At 73.8% G+C, this 17,624-nt stretch carries 16 protein-coding genes; 9 read left to right on the top strand and 7 right to left on the bottom strand.

What is annotated here, in order from left to right; all coding sequences use genetic code 11:
• Positions 1-20: 20 nt before the first annotated feature.
• From ACZ404_RS30745 to ACZ404_RS30730, 4 genes are all read right to left on the bottom strand, one after another.
• Positions 21-755, bottom strand: a complete 735-nt coding sequence (locus ACZ404_RS30745; RefSeq protein ID WP_468445523.1) for a bifunctional DNA primase/polymerase — start codon at positions 753-755, stop codon at positions 21-23.
• Positions 756-871: 116 nt separating this feature from the next.
• Positions 872-1,894 carry a small ribosomal subunit Rsm22 family protein gene (locus ACZ404_RS30740; RefSeq protein WP_468445521.1) on the bottom strand — a complete coding sequence of 341 codons (1,023 nt, stop codon included), beginning with the start codon at positions 1,892-1,894 and terminating at the stop codon, positions 872-874.
• Positions 1,895-1,930: 36 nt separating this feature from the next.
• A complete protein-coding gene (locus ACZ404_RS30735; RefSeq protein WP_468445519.1) occupies positions 1,931-3,100 on the bottom strand; it encodes a serine hydrolase domain-containing protein in 1,170 nt (389 codons plus the stop codon).
• Positions 3,052-4,347 (bottom strand): multidrug effflux MFS transporter, encoded by a 1,296-nt coding sequence (locus ACZ404_RS30730; RefSeq protein WP_468445517.1) that lies wholly within the window; start codon positions 4,345-4,347, stop codon positions 3,052-3,054. The genes ACZ404_RS30735 and ACZ404_RS30730 overlap by 49 nt, the downstream gene beginning before the upstream one ends.
• Positions 4,348-4,433: 86 nt before the next feature.
• On the opposite strand from ACZ404_RS30730, the gene ACZ404_RS30725 reads away from it, so the two are divergent.
• Complete coding sequence (locus ACZ404_RS30725; RefSeq protein ID WP_468445515.1) at positions 4,434-5,453, top strand: Gfo/Idh/MocA family protein; 1,020 nt, start codon at positions 4,434-4,436, stop codon at positions 5,451-5,453.
• A gap of 95 nt (positions 5,454-5,548) precedes the next feature.
• Positions 5,549-6,307 (top strand): SDR family oxidoreductase, encoded by a 759-nt coding sequence (locus ACZ404_RS30720; RefSeq protein ID WP_468445513.1) that lies wholly within the window; start codon positions 5,549-5,551, stop codon positions 6,305-6,307.
• Positions 6,308-6,588: 281 nt separating this feature from the next.
• Here ACZ404_RS30720 and ACZ404_RS30715 read toward each other — a convergent pair whose 3' ends face one another.
• The 3 genes from ACZ404_RS30715 to ACZ404_RS30705 form a co-directional block, all read right to left on the bottom strand.
• Entirely contained in the window at positions 6,589-7,803 is a 1,215-nt protein-coding gene (locus ACZ404_RS30715) for a D-alanyl-D-alanine carboxypeptidase family protein (RefSeq protein WP_468445511.1), read from the bottom strand.
• Between the two features lie 253 nt (positions 7,804-8,056).
• A complete protein-coding gene (locus tag ACZ404_RS30710; protein WP_468445509.1) occupies positions 8,057-9,067 on the bottom strand; it encodes an aldo/keto reductase in 1,011 nt (336 codons plus the stop codon).
• A 61-nt stretch (positions 9,068-9,128) separates the two neighbouring features.
• A complete protein-coding gene (locus ACZ404_RS30705; RefSeq protein ID WP_468445507.1) occupies positions 9,129-9,455 on the bottom strand; it encodes a nuclear transport factor 2 family protein in 327 nt (108 codons plus the stop codon).
• A 128-nt stretch (positions 9,456-9,583) separates the two neighbouring features.
• On the opposite strand from ACZ404_RS30705, the gene ACZ404_RS30700 reads away from it, so the two are divergent.
• The 7 genes from ACZ404_RS30700 to sbnB all read left to right on the top strand — a co-directional run bounded on the left by ACZ404_RS30700 (position 9,584) and on the right by sbnB (position 17,599).
• A complete protein-coding gene (locus ACZ404_RS30700) occupies positions 9,584-10,129 on the top strand; it encodes a DoxX family membrane protein (RefSeq protein WP_468445505.1) in 546 nt (181 codons plus the stop codon).
• A 172-nt stretch (positions 10,130-10,301) separates the two neighbouring features.
• Entirely contained in the window at positions 10,302-10,484 is a 183-nt protein-coding gene (locus ACZ404_RS30695; RefSeq protein WP_468445503.1) for a hypothetical protein, read from the top strand.
• Positions 10,484-12,223, top strand: a complete 1,740-nt coding sequence (locus ACZ404_RS30690; protein ID WP_468445501.1) for an acyl-CoA dehydrogenase family protein — start codon at positions 10,484-10,486, stop codon at positions 12,221-12,223. The genes ACZ404_RS30695 and ACZ404_RS30690 overlap by 1 nt, the downstream gene beginning before the upstream one ends.
• A 168-nt stretch (positions 12,224-12,391) precedes the next feature.
• A complete protein-coding gene (locus ACZ404_RS30685) occupies positions 12,392-13,228 on the top strand; it encodes a 4'-phosphopantetheinyl transferase family protein (RefSeq protein WP_468445499.1) in 837 nt (278 codons plus the stop codon).
• 113 nt (positions 13,229-13,341) lie between these two features.
• Positions 13,342-15,588, top strand: a complete 2,247-nt coding sequence (locus tag ACZ404_RS30680) for an MMPL family transporter (RefSeq protein WP_468445497.1) — start codon at positions 13,342-13,344, stop codon at positions 15,586-15,588.
• Positions 15,582-16,589 carry a 2,3-diaminopropionate biosynthesis protein SbnA gene (gene sbnA, locus ACZ404_RS30675; RefSeq protein WP_468445495.1) on the top strand — a complete coding sequence of 336 codons (1,008 nt, stop codon included), beginning with the start codon at positions 15,582-15,584 and terminating at the stop codon, positions 16,587-16,589. Before ACZ404_RS30680 ends, sbnA begins: the two co-directional genes overlap by 7 nt.
• Positions 16,583-17,599: a 2,3-diaminopropionate biosynthesis protein SbnB gene (gene sbnB / locus ACZ404_RS30670; RefSeq protein WP_468445493.1), complete on the top strand. Its 1,017-nt coding sequence runs from the start codon at positions 16,583-16,585 to the stop codon at positions 17,597-17,599. The genes sbnA and sbnB overlap by 7 nt, the downstream gene beginning before the upstream one ends.
• Positions 17,600-17,624: the final 25 nt, after the last annotated feature.

Genomic DNA, 17,624 nt, shown 5'->3' with positions numbered 1-17,624 from the left:
GTCCGTACCGCCGGCCGGGCTCAGTGGCGCAGCGGCCAGGCGCTGCCCGGCCGGTCGGCCGCCGCGCCGACGTGGCGGGCGCAGGCGTCGGTGAGCGCCTCCAGCAGGCTCAGCGGGTCGGGCAGCGGATGCTCGGGGCCGCGCACCCAGCGCACCCGCCGGTCGTCGCCGGGCAGCCGGGCGGGCGGTACGAGGACGTAGGAGCCGCGGCAGTGCCAGCGCAGGCCGGGATGCTCGTCCATGGTCTCGGGGTGGCAGTCCAGTTCGCAGGGCCACCACTCGTCCTCGTCCTCGGGGGTGCCGCGGGTGAGGGTGAAGAACAGCATGCGGCCGTCGTCGCTCTCGGCCACCGGGCCGGTCTCGACACCGGCGCCCAGCAGCCGCTCCAGCGCCTCCCGGCCGGCCTCCAGGGGCACGTCCAGCACATCGTGGACCATGCCGGTGGCGGTGATGAAGTTGGCCTGCGGCTGGTGCCGGGCCCAGCGCTCGATCTGGGCGCGGTCGGTGGTGGACTGGGTCTGCCAGGCGAACGACACCGGGTGCCGGGCGGGGGTGGGACAGCCGACCCGGTCGCAGGAGCAGCGGTAGCCGTCGGCGGGGTGCGCGGCGGGGGCGAGCGGGAGTCCCGCCGCGGCGGCGGACAGCAGGAGGGCCTCGCGGCCGCCGTCGTCGGCGGCTTCCTTCGGGCGGCGTCCGAGCAGCCACTGGGAGAGTTTGCCCTGCCGGCCGGCCCGGCCGCCGAACGTCGCGCTCATCTGTCCCCTCAGTCCGTGGTCGCCTGCTGGTGTGCGGACAGCATGCCTCATGCTCCCATCTCCGTGAGCTTCGGGGGTCACCGGGGCGGATCCGGAGGAAGCGGACGAGACGTGCCTCACAGGGGTGACGGGCGGTCAGCAGGGTCGGGCCGCGGGTCCTCCGGGGGCCAGGGGTCGCCCCAGTCGGTGTCCCTGGCCGCCTTGTAGAGGTCGCCGTGACGCTTGGTGACCGTGGTGCGGCGCAGGTGTCCGTCCGGTTCGCACAGGTCGAGCAGCACCTGGCCCTTGCGGATCTGCGGGCGCCGGACGACGCGGGCGGGGGCCGGGGTGACGGGGAGCCGGGTGGCGGCGACGTAGGCGAACTTCTCGTCCTCGTACGCCAGTGAGCCGCCCTTGACCTGGCGGTGCAGGGAGGAGCGGCTGACCCGGGCGGAGAAGTGGCACCAGTCGGTGCCCGGGGCGATGGGGCAGGCGGCGCTGTGCGGGCAGGGGGCGGCCACCTGGAACCCGGCGCCGACCAGGCGGTCGCGGGCCTCGATGACGCGGGCGTATCCGGCGGGGGTGCCGGCCTCGACGATCACGACGGCCCGGGCGGCGGCCGCGGCGGCGTCGACGAGGGCGGTGCGGTCGCCCTCGGTGAGCTCGTTGAGGACGTACGACACGGTGACGAGGTCGGTGCTCTCGAGGGTGAGTGCCGCTCCGATCCGGGCGCGCTGCCAGCGGGCGTCGCGCAGGGCGGGGTTGGCCTCGGCGATGTCCCGGCCGAGCGCGAGCGCGGACTCGGCCCAGTCCAGCACGGTCACCGGACGCACCCCGGCCCAGGTGGCCGTCACCGCCCAGGTCGCCGCGCCGGTGCCGCCGCCGACGTCGGCATGGCTGCCGGGCGTCCAGCCGGGCACGGCCTCGGCGAACGCCTCCAGGGCCGCGCGGACCGCCTCGAACGTGGCCGGCATGCGGTAGGCCGCGTAGGCGGCGGCGTCGGCGCGGTCGCGCAGGATCGGGGCGGCGGTGGGGGTTTCGCCACGGTAGTGGCCGATCAGCCTCTCGACCGCTGCGGTGGCTTGCCTGGGCGGGAGGCCTGCGAGCAGCTCCGCGAGGGCTGCGCGGAGGGTTTCGGCCGGGGACAGGGGGTCGTTCACCTGCCGATTGTATGGCTGGGCGCCTTCCCGCGAGGTTCAGATCACCGCCCGCGCCAGACGTGTGCCCAGCCTCGCCCTCGGTGCGCTGTCCGGTGGCCGGCGCCTCGGGTGGACGGTGTTCGCCAGCAGTACCAGGAACGTGTCCGTCGCCGGGTCCAGGACCAGCGACGTCCCCGTGAAGCCGGTGTGGCCGGCCGCTCCCCGGCCCGCCAGCTCGCCCATGAACCAGGGCTGGTCCACGGCGAAGCCCAGGCCCGGCGGGGTGAGCAGGAGTTCCACGAAGTCGCGGCCGAGGATGCGGGCGGGGCCGTACGCGCCGCCGCCCAGCAGGGCACGGCAGAAGACCGCCAGGTCGGTGGCGGTGGAGAAGAGGCCCGCGTGACCGGCCACGCCGCCGAGCGCCCAGGCGTTCTCGTCGTGGACCACACCCCGCAGCATCCCCCGGTCCGCCTTGGCCCACGGCCGCCGCTGGTCCTCGGTGGCCGCGGCGCCGGGGCAGGGGCCGAAAGCGGTCGCCGTCATGCCGAGCGGGCGGGTGATGCCGTCCTCGATCAGGACGTCCAGGCTCCGGCCGGTGATGCGCTCCAGTACGTGCTGGAGCAGGAGCATGTTCAGGTCCGAGTAGAGGTGCGTGCCGGGCTCGGCCACCGGTGCCTCGGCACGGAGCAGCGCGAGCCGGGACGCGTCGTCCGGGCAGTCGTACAGCGGGAGTTCGGGGCGCAGCCCGGAGGTGTGGGTGAGCAGCTGCCGGACGGTGATGCCGTGTTCGGCCGCCGCCGTGAACTCGGGCAGGTAGGCGCCGACCCGGGCGTCCATGCCGAGGGTGCCGCGCTCGATCTGCTGCACGGCGGCGACCGAGGTGAACAGCTTGGTGAGGGACGCCAGGTCGAAGGGGGTGTCGACGGTGGCCGGGACCCGGTCGGTGGGCGGCAGTTCGACGCCGGTGTCGCTCTCGGGGTCGTAGCCGCGATGGCGCACCGCCCAGCCCGCGGCCTCGGCCAGGGCGAGGACGGGGCCGCGTCCGGCCACCACGACGGCACCGGCCGCCCAGGGGCGCGCTCCGGTGGTGAGGGCGTGCGCCTCGCCGGCCAGGTGCCCGAGCTCCCCGGGGTCGAGCCCGGCCCGCTCGGGTGTGCCGGTGCGCAGTCTCGGCGTGCTCAGCTGCCCACTCCCTCCGTCCTCGTACGAGTGTTCCAGGGACGGCACATTCCCACGAAGCAGGCCGCCGCGACCAGTGATCCCGCCAGTTGGACGATCGCCATGGGTACGGCGGTGCGCTCCCCCGCGATCCCGACGAGCGGGGAGGCGACGGCGCCGACGAGGAAGGAGCAGGTGCCGAGCAGCGCGGAGGCGGAGCCGGCGGCGTGCCGGGTGCGCAGCAGGGCGAGGGTCTGGGCGTTGGGCAGGGTGATGCCCATGGCCGACATGAGGACGAACAGGGCGGCGGCGACCGGGACGAGGCCCGCCCCGCCGAAGGCGCCCGCGGCCAGGAGCAGCAGGGCGGCCGCCGCGAGCACGATCACCGCGAGGCCGGTGGCCAGCACCTTGTCCAGGCTGACCCGGCCGACCAGGATCTTGCCGTTGACCTGCCCCGCGATCACCAGCCCGACCGAGTTGAGGCCGAACAGGAGGCTGAAGGTCTGCGGGGAGGCACCGTAGATCTCCTGGATCACGAACGGGGACGCGGCGACGTAGGCGAAGAGGGCGGCGAAGGCGAAGCTGCCGGCGAGCATGTACCCGGTGAAGGGCAGGTCGGCGAGCAGGGCGCGCATCGTGCCCAGGGCCTGCGCCGCTCCCCCGCCGTGCCGGGCGGCGGGCGGCAGGGTCTCGGGCAGCCGCAGCCAGACCACGGCCGCGAGGGCGGCGCCGACCGCGGTGAGGACGACGAACACGCCCCGCCAGTCCGTCACCCGCAGGATCTGCCCGCCGATGAGCGGGGCGACGATCGGGGCGGCCCCGGAGACCAGCATCAGGGTGGAGAAGAAGCGGGCCATGGCCACGCCGTCGTAGCGGTCGCGTACGACGGCCCGTGCGATGACGATGCCGGCCGCGCCCGCGAGCCCCTGCACCAGCCGGAAGGCGACGAGGACCTCGACGTCCGGTGCCACCGCGCACAGGGCGGTGGCGAGGAGGTAGACGGCGAGGCCGGTCAGCAGCGGCCGGCGGCGGCCCCAGCGGTCGCTCATCGGGCCGACGGCCAGCTGCCCGAGCGCCATGCCGAGCAGACACGCGGTCAGGGTGAGCTGGACGGTGGCGGCGGGCGCGTGCAGGGAGCGGGTGACCTCCGGCAGCGACGGGAGGTACATGTCCATCGCCAGCGGCGGCGTGGCGGTGAGGCCGCCGAGCATGAGGACGGTGAGCAGTCCGGTGCGGCGGGTGGCGGCGATGGCGGGCGGTGGGGTGAGGGACGTGCGCTCCGTTTCGGGTGTGTGTGCCGCCGCGTGCTCGGGCATGTGTCCCTCCCTCTGGTGCTGATCCGCCACCTATGCTCTCAGCTCGTACACGGTGCCGAAGAACACATATACGAGGGCGGGGCGGGATGGCGGAGCAGAGCGTGCGGTGGGGGATCCTGGCGACGGGCGGCATCGCCTCGGCCTTCGCGGCGGACCTGGTCGATCTACCGGACGCGGAGATCGTGGCGGTGGCCTCGCGGCGGCCGGCGGCGGCTGAGGCGTTCGCCGAGCGGTTCGGGGTGGCGCGGGCGTACGGCGACTGGAACGCGCTGGCGGCGGACGAGGACATCGATGTCGTGTACGTCGCCACACCGCACTCGGCGCACCGGGCGGCGGCCGGGCTGTGCCTGACGGCGGGACGCAATGTGCTGTGCGAGAAGCCGTTCACGCTGAACCTCCGCCAGGCCGAGGAGCTGGTGGAGCTGGCGCGGGAGCACGACCGCTTCCTGATGGAGGCGATGTGGATGTACTGCAGTCCGCTCGTGCGGCGGCTGAAGGCGCTGGTGGCGGACGGGGCGATCGGCGAGGTGCGGACGGTGCAGGCCGACTTCGGGCTGGCCGGACCGTTCCCGGCGGCGCACCGGCTGCGGGATCCGGCGCTGGGCGGCGGGGCGCTGCTGGACCTCGGGGTGTATCCGGTGTCGTTCGCGCAGCTGCTGCTGGGCGAACCGGACGGGATCACCGCCAGAGCGGTGCTCTCGGAGGAGGGGGTCGATCTCCAGACGGGTGCACTGCTCTCCTGGGAGAGCGGCGCTCTGGCCTCGGTGCACTGCTCCATCGTCGGTGGTACGGCGGTCACGGCGTCGGTCACCGGCTCGCGCGGCCGCATCGACATCCCGTCCGGCTTCTTCCACCCCGACCGCTTCGTGCTGCACCGCGAGGGCCGCGACCCGGAGGAGTTCACCGCCGATCCCGCCGACGGGCCGCGCACCAGCCTGCGGCACGAGGCGCGGGAGGTCATGCGGGCACTGCGGGCGGGCGAGAAGGAGTCGCCGCTGGTGCCCCTGGACGGCACCCTCGCGGTGATGCGCACGCTGGACGCGATCCGGGAGCGGATCGGGGTGCGGTACCCGGGGGAGGCGGGGGCGGCGGCCGTCGCCGGATAGCCGGGGCGGCGCCCGGCAGCACCGACGGGCGCCGAGCAGCCGTATGGCGGACATGGGATTCCGTATCGCGGACTTGCCGCCTACGCTGCTCAGCCATGACCGACAGGCAATCGAAGATCGCGGTGGTGACCGGCGCCGGCTCCGGCATCGGGCGGGCCGTCTCCGTGGAGCTGCTGCGGGCCGGCTGGTCGGTGGTCCTGGCCGGCCGGCGCACCGGGGCGCTGGAGGAGACGGCGGCCCTGGTGCCGCAGGGCCCGTGGCTCGCCGTACGCACCGACGTGTCGCGGCCCGAGGACGTCGAGGCCCTGTTCACGGCGGCCGTGGAGCGGTTCGGGCGGATCGACCTGCTGTTCAACAACGCGGGAACCTTCGGCCCGGGCGGGGTACCGGTGGAGGAACTGCCCTACGAGGCCTGGCGGCACGTGGTGGACACCAACCTCAACGGGGCGTTCCTGTGCGCGCAGGCGGCGTACCGGCGGATGAAGGAGCAGGAGCCGCAGGGCGGCCGGATCATCAACAACGGTTCCATCTCCGCCCACGCGCCCCGCCCGCACTCGGTCGCCTACACCGCGACCAAGCACGCGCTGACCGGCCTGACCAAGTCGCTGTCGCTGGACGGGCGGCCGTACCGCATCGCGGTGGGCCAGATCGACATCGGCAACGCTGCCACCGACATGACGGCCGGGATGCAGACAGGGGCGCTCCAGGCGAACGGGCAGACCGCTCCCGAGCCGGTGATGGACGTGGCCGACGTGGCGCGCACCGTGCGGCACATGGCCGAACTGCCACTGGAGGCGAACATGCAGTTCGCGACGGTGCTGGCGACCGCGATGCCGTACATCGGACGGGGCTGAGGATCCCCGGGGCGGACCGTGCGCCCCCGTGCCACCCCCCTTGCTCCCCTGTGCACAAGTGGAATTTGAACATCCGGGCCATTGCGGCCCGTCGGCCGCATATGCTCAACTCTCCTCCACGAGAGCTTCACAGTTGGAGCACATTGCTTCCGCAGACCACACCGACGGGGGGATGCGGCGGCCGTTCCACGGGCCGGAGTTGGGGGTGGACCTCGCGAGGGACCGCGAGGTACGCACCGGCCGATGGGGAACGGCCGCCGCACACATCGTGCGGCGGCCGGTCAACGCCGGTGCCGGCCCCCGGACTCGGCGGCCTCTCCCCCGCTCTCCTCCACGGCCACGGTCCCGGCCCCCGGAGCCGCCGCCTTGCGCCGCCTGCGCAGCGCCCAGGCACCCGCGCCCAGCAGCGCCGCCGTTCCGGCCGCGCCCTCCAGCAGCCGCCACGACGAGGGGTGCTTCCCGGACGCCGCGCCCGGCGCCCCGGCCGCGGCCCGGGCCGGCGTGTGCGCGGGCGCGGGGCTCGCGCTCGCCCCGCCCTCGCTGAGCGGGTCGACGAGCATGCCCACCGCCTGCGCCGAACGCCCGCGCCCGAAGCCCCAGTCGAGCAGCGCGGCGGTCTGCTCGTAGACGGCGTTGCTGCCCGTGGCGGGATGCATGACGGTGACCAGCAGGGTGCGGCCGCCCCGGGTGGCGGCGCCGGTGAAGGTGTTGCCGGCGTGGCTGGTGTAGCCGTTCTTCACGCCGAACAGGCCGTCGTACGTGTGCAGCCCCCAGGCCCCGGTGAGCAGACGGTCGGTGTTCTGGATCTGGAAGGTCTTCTTGCCGCCGGCCGGGAAGTCGGCGGTCCTCGTGCCGCAGTAGCGCCGGAAGTCGTCGTCCTTGAGGCCGTGGCGGGCGAACAGCGTGAGGTCGTACGCCGAGGAGATCTGCCCCTTGTGGTCGAAGCCGTCCGGGCTGACCACATGGGTGTCCAGGGCCTGCAGGTCCTCGGCCTTGGCCTGCATCTCGGCGACCGTCCTGGCGACGCCGCCGTTCATGTGCGCGAGCACGTGCACGGCGTCGTTGCCCGAGCGCAGGAAGACGCCCTGCCACAACTGGTCGACGGTGTAGGTGAGGCCGGGCTTGATGCCGACGAGGCTGGAGCCGGCCGGGACGTCGGCGAGGTCGGCGTCGGTGACCTTGTACCGCTGGGCGGGGTCGAACTTCTTCAGCACCGTGTCCGCGAAGAGCATCTTCAGCGTGGACGCGGGCGCGAGCCGCCGGTGCGCGTTGAACGACGCGAGCACCTCACCGCTCTCGCAGTCGGCGACCAGCCACGCGCGGGCGGTGAGCTTCTTGGGCAGCCCGCCCGCGCCGCGCACCTGGACGCCACCGCGTGCCAGTCGCTCCCCGCCGACGATCGTGGTGGCGGAGGCCGGGGCGGCCGCGGACAGGGGAAGGGCGGCGGCCGTCAGCCCGAGGACGGCACGCCGGCTGAGCCGGGAACAATCACGCACCCCGGGACCGTACACCGGGGCGAGCAGCGGATTCGCGGCAGGACGCCCGGTGCGCCCCAGGAGTTTGCCACCTCATGAAAATCTGATGAAGTACCCGGCTTTCTCAGCCCTCACACATCCCTTGCCCAGGCCGGTTCACCATCAGGGCGGGGCGGACCACCCCCACCGAGCAGGCCGCGGCGGCGGAGGAAGTCCGAGGGGCAGGGGGCGGTTCGCGCGGGAGCCGTCCTCGTCGTACGGCGGTCACGGGTACTCACCGTCCGAGCACCTGGTCGACCTCGGCCAGCTGCGCGGCGGTCAGGGGACCCTTGGCGATCGCACCGGCGTTCTGCTCGGCCTGGGCGACGGTGCGGAAGCCCGGGATCGGCACGGTGCGCGGGCTGCGTGCCCACAGCCAGGCCAGGGCACCCTGGGCGGGGGTGCGGCCGTCGCTGGTGAGGATCTCGCGCAGCGCCTCGACCCGCTCCAGCCAACGGGGATCGGCGCCGGAGCCGTCGCCCTCGAAGCCCGGCAGCCAGGCCGGCGGCCTGCTGCGGATGTCGCCGGACTCCAGCGCACCGCGCCGGACGCCGGTCAGCAGGCCCATGGCGAGCGGGCTGCGGTTGATGCTCGCCAGCTCCAGCCGCTCGCACAGCTCCACGAGCTCCGGCGCGTCCTGCAGCACGTTGAGCCGGTGCTGGACGGCCGCGGCGTGCGGGCCCTCGGCGAAGACGGCGGCCCGCTCGGGGTCGTCGGTGCTCCAGCCGTAGGCGCGGACGAGCCCCTCGCGGACGAACTCCTCGCACAGGTCGCGGAGTTCGGCGGCACGGCCGGGGTCGGCGTCGGAGAGGTGGAGCTGGTAGAGGTCGACGTGGTCGGTGCCGAGGCGGCGCAGGGAGGCGGTGAGGGCGCGGCGGGCGTAGGCCGGGGTGTCGTCGGTGCCGGTCAGGGTGCGGGTGTCCGGGTCGAAGACGTTGCCCCACTTGGTGGCGAGGACGACGTCGTCCCGGCGGCTGCCGAGGGCGCGGCCGAGGATCCGCTCGCTGTGGCCGGCGCCGTAGCAGTCGGCGGTGTCGAAGAAGGTGACGCCGAGGTCGAGGGCGCGGTGGATCGCCCGTACGGACTCCTCGTCGTCGACCTTGCCCCAGCCGAGGGGCTGCCCGTCGGCGGCCTGGTGCTCCCCGCCGATGGCCCAGCAGCCGAAGCCGAGCGGGCTCACCTCGATGCCGCTGCGTCCGAGGGTCCTGGTGGGTGTGGCGGTGGCGGGTGTGGTGGTGGTCTCCATGCCGGGGACGCTAGAAGTTGGAGTGCACGCGAGGGCAAGCCCTTTCGGCGCGGAGGTTCTCTCACGCCTGGCCGGTCTCGAAGCGCGAGATACGGCCGTCGTCCTCGACGGTGAAGGTCCACTTGGTGCGCATCTCGCCCCAGGTGTCGTTGCTGTAGCGGGCGAGGAGGGTGTGGCCGCCGTTGGACTCGTTGTCGACCTGCAGGTGGCCGTGGGAGGAGAAGATCTCCCGGTCGATCCACTCGGCGAGGTCGCGGTCGGAGCCGTCGTCGGACATCGTCGCGTCCGGCGCGAGCAGCGCCATGAAGCCGTCGCGGTCGTGGGAGTTGACGGCGGTGACGAAGGCCCGGACGGCCGGGTCGCTGAGCTTGGCCGGCTGAATGGTCATGGCAGTCAGGCTCACACCGGCGCGCCGGGGCCGCCACCCGAACGGCATCCAGGACGGGCCCGGTGGTGTGAGGGGTGCGACGGTGGAAACGCGGGAGAGGACCGCGCACCTGTTGATGGGGAGTCACCGTGAGCTGTTACGACCGACGTGATCTGGGCCTGCTGCTGCTCCGGCTGGGGACGGGCGGAGTGCTGGCCGCGCACGGCGCGCAGAAGCTGTTCGGCTGGTTCGGCGGGCACGGGCTGGAGGGCACCGGCCAGTTCATGGAGTCCGTCGGCTATACGCCGGGCAAGGCGAGCGCGACCGCGTCCGGCCTCGCGGAGACGGGCGGCGGCACGCTGCTGGCGCTGGGGCTGGCGACGCCGGCGGCGGGTGCGGCTGCGGCCGGTGCGATGGCGGGGGCGGCGGCGGTCCACGTGCCCAACGGCTTCTTCGCCCAGGAGGGTGGTTACGAGTACGCGGCGACCCTGGGCCTGGCAGCGGCCGGCCTCGCCGTCGCGGGCCCCGGCCGTCTCTCCCTCGACCACGCCTTCGGCCACGTCTTCGACCGCGGCTGGATGGTCCCGGCCGCCCTCGCCACGGCCGCCGCGGCAACGGCAGTGGTCGTCGGCGCCCGCACCAAGCGGGTCCGAGCGAAGAAGGAGGGCGAGCAGGAGGCCCTGTTCGAGGAGTAACCGCTGCACGACGCCTGCCCGGCCGGCCGGCCGGCCGCTGGATCATGCGCCGCCCGGTTCCGTCCCCCGCTGCTCCAGAGATCCTCAAGCGCCGTACCGCACCTTGAGCGTGGCGGTGCAGGTCAGGCCCGGCCCCCGGTGCGGGGCGGCCTTGGCGGAGCGGAGGAGTGGGATGGCAGGCCTGGCAGAGGCGGCGGGGGCCGGGACGGCCCGCCCCGCGACGGAGGCCGGGGCCCGGCGGCGGGCGGACGGGGCCGCGCCCCGCAGGCACGGCCGTGCCCTGCTCGTCGCGGGCGCGGTGAGCCGTGCCGAGCGGCCGGAACGGGCCGCCCGGACCCGGGAGAAGACGTTCTGATGCTGCTGCACAGCGAGCGGACGTCGCGGACCGGGGACCGCTGCGACGCCGTACGGCGTCGGGTCGGCGAGGTCGACCGCGCGTTCGGGGATCCCTGGGACGAGGCCAACCCGATGGGTTTCGGCCGGGTGCTGGCGGCGGACGCCACCGGGATGCCGGCCCGGGCCTCACTGGAGTGCTACGACCGGCTCGGCCTGAACGCGGAGTTCGTGCCCCGGGAGCTGGGCGGACGCCTGAACGGGCTGGACGTGGTCGGGGCGGTGTTCCGGCCGGTGATGCGGCGCGACGCCCGGCTGGCCGCGGTCGGCGGCATCTCCTCGCTGCTCGCGGCGTTCGTGGTGTGGGCCGGGGGCAGCCCGGCCCAGCGCCGGCGCACCGCCGACGTGCTGCTCGGCGGCTCCCGGCTGGCGATCGCCTGCCACCAGCTGGAGCACGCGAACATCTTCTTCCAGGAGGAGTTCCGGGCCCGCCGGTCCGGTGGCGGCTACCGCCTCTCGGGCCGCAAACCGGCGATCAACAACCTCGACCACGCCGAGCTGATCCTCGCCTACGCGGCCAACGGCGAGGCGGAGGGTCCGCCGTCTCCGCAGGAGAGCCACTCGCTGTTCCTGCTGGACCGCACCCAGCTGCCCGCCGCCTGGACCCGCCGGCTGACGAAGCGGTCCACGAGCTTCGGCCAACTGCCGCTGGCGGGCCTGGAGTTGCTGGACTGCCCGGTGCCCGGCGAGGCCCTGGTGGGCGGCTGGGGGCAGGGCGTGACGGTGGGCGCGAGCGCCTATCCGCTGATCAACGCCACGGTGGCGGCCATGCTGGTCGGCCTCGGTGACACGGCACTGCGGGCCGCGCTCCGCTTCCGTACCGGCGGGTCCGGGCCGGGCGGGCAGCGAGCCGAGCGGCAGGTGCGCACGATCGTCAACGGCGCCTTCGCGGATCTGCTGGCCGCCGACTGCCTGGCCCTGGTGGCCACCCGGGCGCTGCATCTGCTGCCCGCCGAGTGCGATGTGCTGGCGGCGGTCGCCAAGTACCTGGTGCCGAAGCTGCTGAGCGAGTCCATGCACAGCCTGTCGGTGGTGCTCGGCGGTGCGTTCCACACGGAGTCGGGGCCGAGCGCGCTGGTGCGCAAGCATCTGCGGGACCTGGACACGGTGAGCTTCGGGCACGTGGGCAGCGCGGTGTGCCAGACGGTGATCGTGCCGTATCTGCCGCTGGTGGCGTCCGGGGAAGGGGCGGGTACGGCGCAGCCGCCGTCCGGCCTGTTCCGGCCCGCCGAGCCCGTGCCCGCGCTCGATCCGGCCCGGCTCGCGCACTTCGGCGGCGCCGACGGGCTGTGGGGGTACGTGGCGCGCGCGGTGGGCGAAGGGCCCTGGCCGGGCGCGGAGTTCGAGCCGTACGTGCGGGAACTGAAGGCGGAGATGGACTGCGCCGTGCGCGAGTTCGCCGATCTGGCCCCCGCGGGGGCGGGTCCGGTGCCCGACGCCCGGTCCTTCCCGCTGAGCGAGCGCTACGCGCTGGTCCTGGCGGCCGCGGCCTGCGTCGGCGTGTGGCGGAACTCCGGTGCGGACGGCTTCCTCGCCGACCCGGCCTGGCTGCTGTCCGCCCTGCACCGGGTGCTGCGCCGGCTGGGCCGCCCGGTGCCCGCGCTGCCCAAGGACGTCGAGGAGCGCCTGTTCGCCGAGGCCCGGCAACGGGCCGAGGAGCGTACGGCGTTCGACCTGTACGGGGCCGAACTGGCGGGCTGAGCACCGGCTGCCGCGCACCGCGGGGCCGGGACACCGCGGCATTGCCGCACCCGAGGTGCCCGACGGCGCGCGTCCCGCGGGACCGGTGAGGCCGCACGACGGGCCGTGGCACCACACGACCGGCCCATGAGCCATCGCGCCGGGCCCCGGGGGAGAGAGGAGAACATCATGACCGTGCCGCCCGTCCGGACGACGTTTCCGTCGCTCAGCTGGACGCGGACGCCGAGCGGCCCCTGGGAGGCGCTGCGCGGGGATCTCGCCGTGCACGGGGTGGGGCTGGTGCAGGCGTCGCTGCGTCACTGGCGGCAGCACCGGCCGGCCGAGGACCAGGTGCGCCGGATGCTGGGCCGCGACCTGCACCGGTACGACGCCATCGGCAGCACCGGCGTGCGGGAACGTTTCGCTGCTTCACGCACCCTGCTGCGCTGCGCGGTCGGCGCCGCCGTGAGCACGGCACCCGAGCACGTCGAGATCGGCTACCACCTCAGCGGCCGGCCGTTCGTGCGCGGCTGCGACCAGGTCGACATCAGCCTCAGCCACACCGAGGACCTGCTGCTGGTCGGCGTCACCTCGCTGGGCCGGATCGGCGTCGACGTGGAGAACGTCGCCCGCGCCTCCAGCGTGGTGGAACTGGACCGGCACGTGTGCACCCCCGCCGAGCTGGCCGCCATCACGGGGCTGCCGGCCGAGGACTACGAGGCGGCCGTGCTGGAGCGCTGGATCCTCAAGGAGGCGTACAGCAAGGCGCTCGGCCAGGGACTGCACTTCCCGTTCACGGAGTTCGGCTTCGAGGTGGACGGCGAGCGGGCGGTGCTGTGCCGGGGCGACGGCGTCCCGGTGGACGACCCGGCCTGGAGCTTCCACAGCCTGGCGGCGGACGGCGACCACCGCGCGGCCGTCGCGCTGCAGGACCTCAGCGACGGCGAGGTCGGCGACACCCGCGTGGGCACGGCCGTCGACGAACGGACCGCACGCGCGGTCTGGGGCGACGGCGCGCGCGTGTGAATCCGTCACACCCGTGAACGGGAGCCCGTCATGTCCTGGCTCGAGGGGGACTCCAGGGCCGTCGCGCACGCTGTCGGGAGCCAGGTGAGGCGACAGACCTACAGGAGGACCACGTGGCAGCCAAACAAGGCATTGCCGCCGCAATCGGCGGCTGGAGTGCCCGGCATCGAAAGGCAGCCGTCATCGGTTGGCTGCTCTTCGTCGTGCTCGTCTCGATGGGCAGTGCTATGGGGACGGTCCAGTCCGACGACGTCGACAACGGCGTCGGCGAGTCCGGACGGGCCGCGCGGATCCTGGCCGACGCCGGGATCACATCACCGGCGCAGGAGGTCGTCCTGGTCTCCAGCGCGTCCCTGACCACCGACAGCGCCGGGTTCAAGAGTGCCGTCACCGACATCGAGAAGGCCCTCAAGGGCTCCGGCGAGGTCGCGACGGTGCGTTCGCCGTACGCGACCGGTGCCGTCTCCCGCGACCACCACGCGGTCCTCGTCGGTTACTCGATGAAGCAGCCGCGCCAGGACGCGGCGAAGACCGTCGGCGACGTCGCCGACGCGGTGACGGCCACGGCGGCCAGGCACCGGGGCGTGAAGGTCGAGTCGTACGGCGAGGCGACCGCGCAGAAGGCGCTCACCGACACCACCAACGAGGACCTGGCGGGCGCCGAGTACGCGGCGGTGCCGCTGGCCCTGGGCATCCTGCTGGTGGCGTTCGGCGCGCTGGTGGCCAGTGTGCTGCCGGTGGTGCTGGCGCTGACGGCGACGGCCGGCGCGTACGGCCTGCTGGCGTTCAGCAGCCATCTGCTGCCCTCGGACCTCAACGCCAACGTGGTGCTGATGCTGGTGGGCCTCGCGGTCGGCGTCGACTACAGCCTGTTCTACCTGCGCCGGCAGCGCGAGGAGCGGGCGGCCGGCCGGACCAACGAGGAAGCGCTGAGCATCGCGGCGGCCACCTCGGGCCGCGCCGTCGTCGTGTCCGGACTGACCGTCGTGGTCGCCATGTCGGGCATGTTCCTGACCGGGATCGCGACCTTCAAGGCCATGGGGGCCGCCTCGATCGCCGCCGTGGTGGTCGCCGTGGCGGGCTCCGTGACGGTGCTGCCGGCGCTGCTGTCGATGCTCGGCGACAAGGTGGAGAAGGGGCGCATCCCGCTGCTGCGGCGCCGCTCGGGCAGTGGTGAGAGCCGCTTCTGGCGGGTGCTGACCGACCGGGTGCTGCGCTTCCCGGTGGCCTCCGCGCTGCTCGCCACGGCGGTCCTGCTGGGCCTCGCGGCGCCGCTGCTGGGCATGAAGACGGCGATGCCGTCCGTCACCCAGGACCTCTCCCCCGACACCCCGTTCGTGAAGGCGGCCCGCGACATCGACCGGGCCTTCCCGGGCAACGCCACCACCGCCAAGGTCGTGGTGAAGAGCAACGACGTGACGGCGCTGAGCGGCACCGTCGACGACTTCAAGCAGCGGGCGCTGGCCAGCGGCAAGCTGTTCGACCCGATCGAGGTCACCACCCACGCCAAGCAGGGGGTGCTGGAGATCGAGGTGCCGGTCGCCGGCCGGGGCTCGGACCGGGCCAGCGTGGCCGCGCTGCACGAGCTGCGCGACACCGTCGTACCGCAGACGTTCGGCAAGGTGAAGGGCGCCGAGACCGCCGTCACCGGAGTCACCGCGCAGTCGGTGGACTTCAACGAGCAGCTCAAGAAGAGCGTGTTCCCGGTGCTGGCGTTCGTGCTGGCCCTGGCGTTCGTGCTGATGCTCACCTCGTTCCGGTCGCTGACCATCGCGGTGACGGCCATGGTGCTCAACCTGCTGTCGGTGGCAGCCGCGTACGGCGTGCTGACGCTGGTCTTCCAGGACGGTGTCGGGCTGTCGCTGACCGGGGCGCACTCCAAGGGCCCGATCGCGGCCTGGCTGCCGCTGTTCCTGTTCGTGATCCTGTTCGGCCTGAGCATGGACTACCACGTGTTCGTGGTCTCCCGGATCCGGGAGGCGTACGACCGCGGGAAGGACACCCGGTCCGCGATCTCACACGGTCTGCGCTCCACGGCCGGGGTGATCACGGCGGCCGCGGTCATCATGGTGGGCGTCTTCGCGATCTTCGCCACGCTGTCGGTGCAGTCCATCAAGCAGATGGGCGTGGGCCTGGCCGTCGCGGTGCTCATCGACGCCACCGTCATCCGGGCCATCCTGCTGCCCGCCGTGATGGCGCTGCTCGGCAACGCCAACTGGTACCTGCCGCGCTGGCTGGCATGGCTGCCGGACCTGTCGGAGAAGTCCGGCACCGACCTCGCCCCGGAGCGGGAGACCTCGACCGGGAAGGCGCCCGTGCAGCCGGTGGCGACCCGGTCGGTCGAGGAGCCGACATGGTGACGGAGCCGTCCCGGGGCATCCTGGGCACGGTCGGCAACACCCCGCTGGTCGAGCTCGACGGACTGATGCGCGGCTCCAGCATCCGGGTGTTCGCCAAGATGGAGCGGTTCAACCCGGGCGGCAGCATCAAGGACCGCTCCGCCCTGAGCATGCTGCTCGGCAAGATCCGCGCGGGCGAGCTGATCCCGGGCGTGTCCACGGTGGTGGAGTCCAGCTCGGGCAACCTGGCCATCGGCATCGCCCAGATCTGCCGGTACTTCGGTCTGCGTTTCGTCTGCGTGGTGGACGCCAAGACCACCACGCAGAACCTGGCCATCCTGCGGGCGTACGGCGTGACCATCGAGATGGTGGCGCGGCCGGACGCCGACGGCGAGTACCTGCCGGCCCGGATCCGCCGGGTCAAGGAGCTGCTCGCCGACATCCCGCACTCGTACTGCCCCAACCAGTACGCCAACCCGCTCAACCCTGCCGCGCACGAGGGCACCATGCGGGAGGTGTCCCAGGCGCTGCGCGGCCGGGTCGACTACCTGTTCTGCCCGGCCAGCACCACCGGCACGATGCTGGGCGCGGCGCGGTACATCCGCAAGAACGGCCTGCGGACCAAGGTCGTGGCCGTGGACGCGGTGGGGAGCGTGCTGTTCGGGCACGCTCCCGCCCGTCGCCTGATCCCCGGGCACGGGGCGTCGATCACCCCGCCGCTGCTGGACCCGACCGCGGCGGACCTGGTGGTCCATGTCTCGGACCTGGACTGCGTGGTGGGGTGCCGGCGGCTCGTGGAGGACGAGGCGATCCTGGCCGGCGGCTCCTCGGGGGCCGCGGTGGCCGCCCTGGAGAAGGTCCGCGACACGATCCCGGCGGGCTCGCACTGCGTGCTGGTCTTCCCGGACGGCGGGGACCGCTATCTCGACACCATCTACTCGGACGCATGGGTGGAGCAGCACTTCGGTGAGGTCGGCCACCTGTGGAAGCGGCTGGAGACGACGGAGGCAGCCCGGTGCTGATCATCGGACACGACGACGTGCGCGACATTCTCGCCGGGCGCGAGAAGGACGTGCTGGAGGCGGTACGCCGGGCGTACGTCCTGCACGACGAGGGGCGCAGCGCGGTACCGCACTCGGTGTTCCTGCGCTTCCCGGACAAGCCGCGCGACCGGATCATCGGTCTGCCGGCCTTCCTGGACGGCGACGGTGACGAGGCGTCACCGGACGCGGCGGCGGCCGGGTTCAAGTGGGTGTCGTCCTTCCCCGGGAACCTCGCGGAGGGGCTGCCCCGGGCCAGCGCGGCCATCGTGCTGAACTCGCTGCGCACCGGCCGCCCGGAGGCCCTCGTGGAGGGGTCGCTGGTCTCGGCGGCGCGCACCGGGGCGAGCGCCGCGCTCGCCGCCTCGGTGCTGTTGCAGGGCCGGGACACCGACGAGGCGGCGCTGGTCGGCTGCGGCCCGATCAACCTGGAGGTGCTGCGCTTCCTGGCCGTCGCCGTGCCGGCTCTGGCCTCGGTGACGGTGTACGACCTGTCGGCGGAGCGCGCCGCCGCCTTCGCCGAGCAGGCGGCCCGGGTGGCGCCGGGCGTGCGGGTGACGGCGGCGGCGAGCCTGCCGGAGGCGCTGGCCGGCCGCGAGCTGGTGTCGATCGCGACGACGGCGGCGACCCCGCACATGGACCTGCGGCACGTGGACCCCGGTGCCGTGGTGCTGCACGTCTCCCTGCGCGACCTCCAGGCCGAGGCCGTGCTGGAGCAGCACAACATCGTGGACGACGCCGACCACGTCTGCCGGGAGCGGACCTCCCTGCACCTGGCGGAGCAGCTGTCCGGCAACCGGGACTTCATCGACGCCTCCCTCGGCCAACTGCTCCGCGGCGCCGTGGACTTCACGCCCGACCCGCAGAAGGTGACCGTGTTCTCCCCGTTCGGGCTCGGCGCCCTCGACATGGCCGTCGCCCAGCTCGTGCGCGCCACGGCGCTCGGCGAGGGCCGGGGCACCCGCGTCGAGGGCTTCCTTCCGGCCCGCTGACCGCCGGGCCGGGCGGCCGAGGGCG

This window comes from Streptomyces sp. NPDC030798, assembly GCF_055572275.1.
The sequence above is the reverse complement of the archived record's forward strand: the minus strand, read 5'-3'. Positions and strand labels throughout refer to the sequence as shown.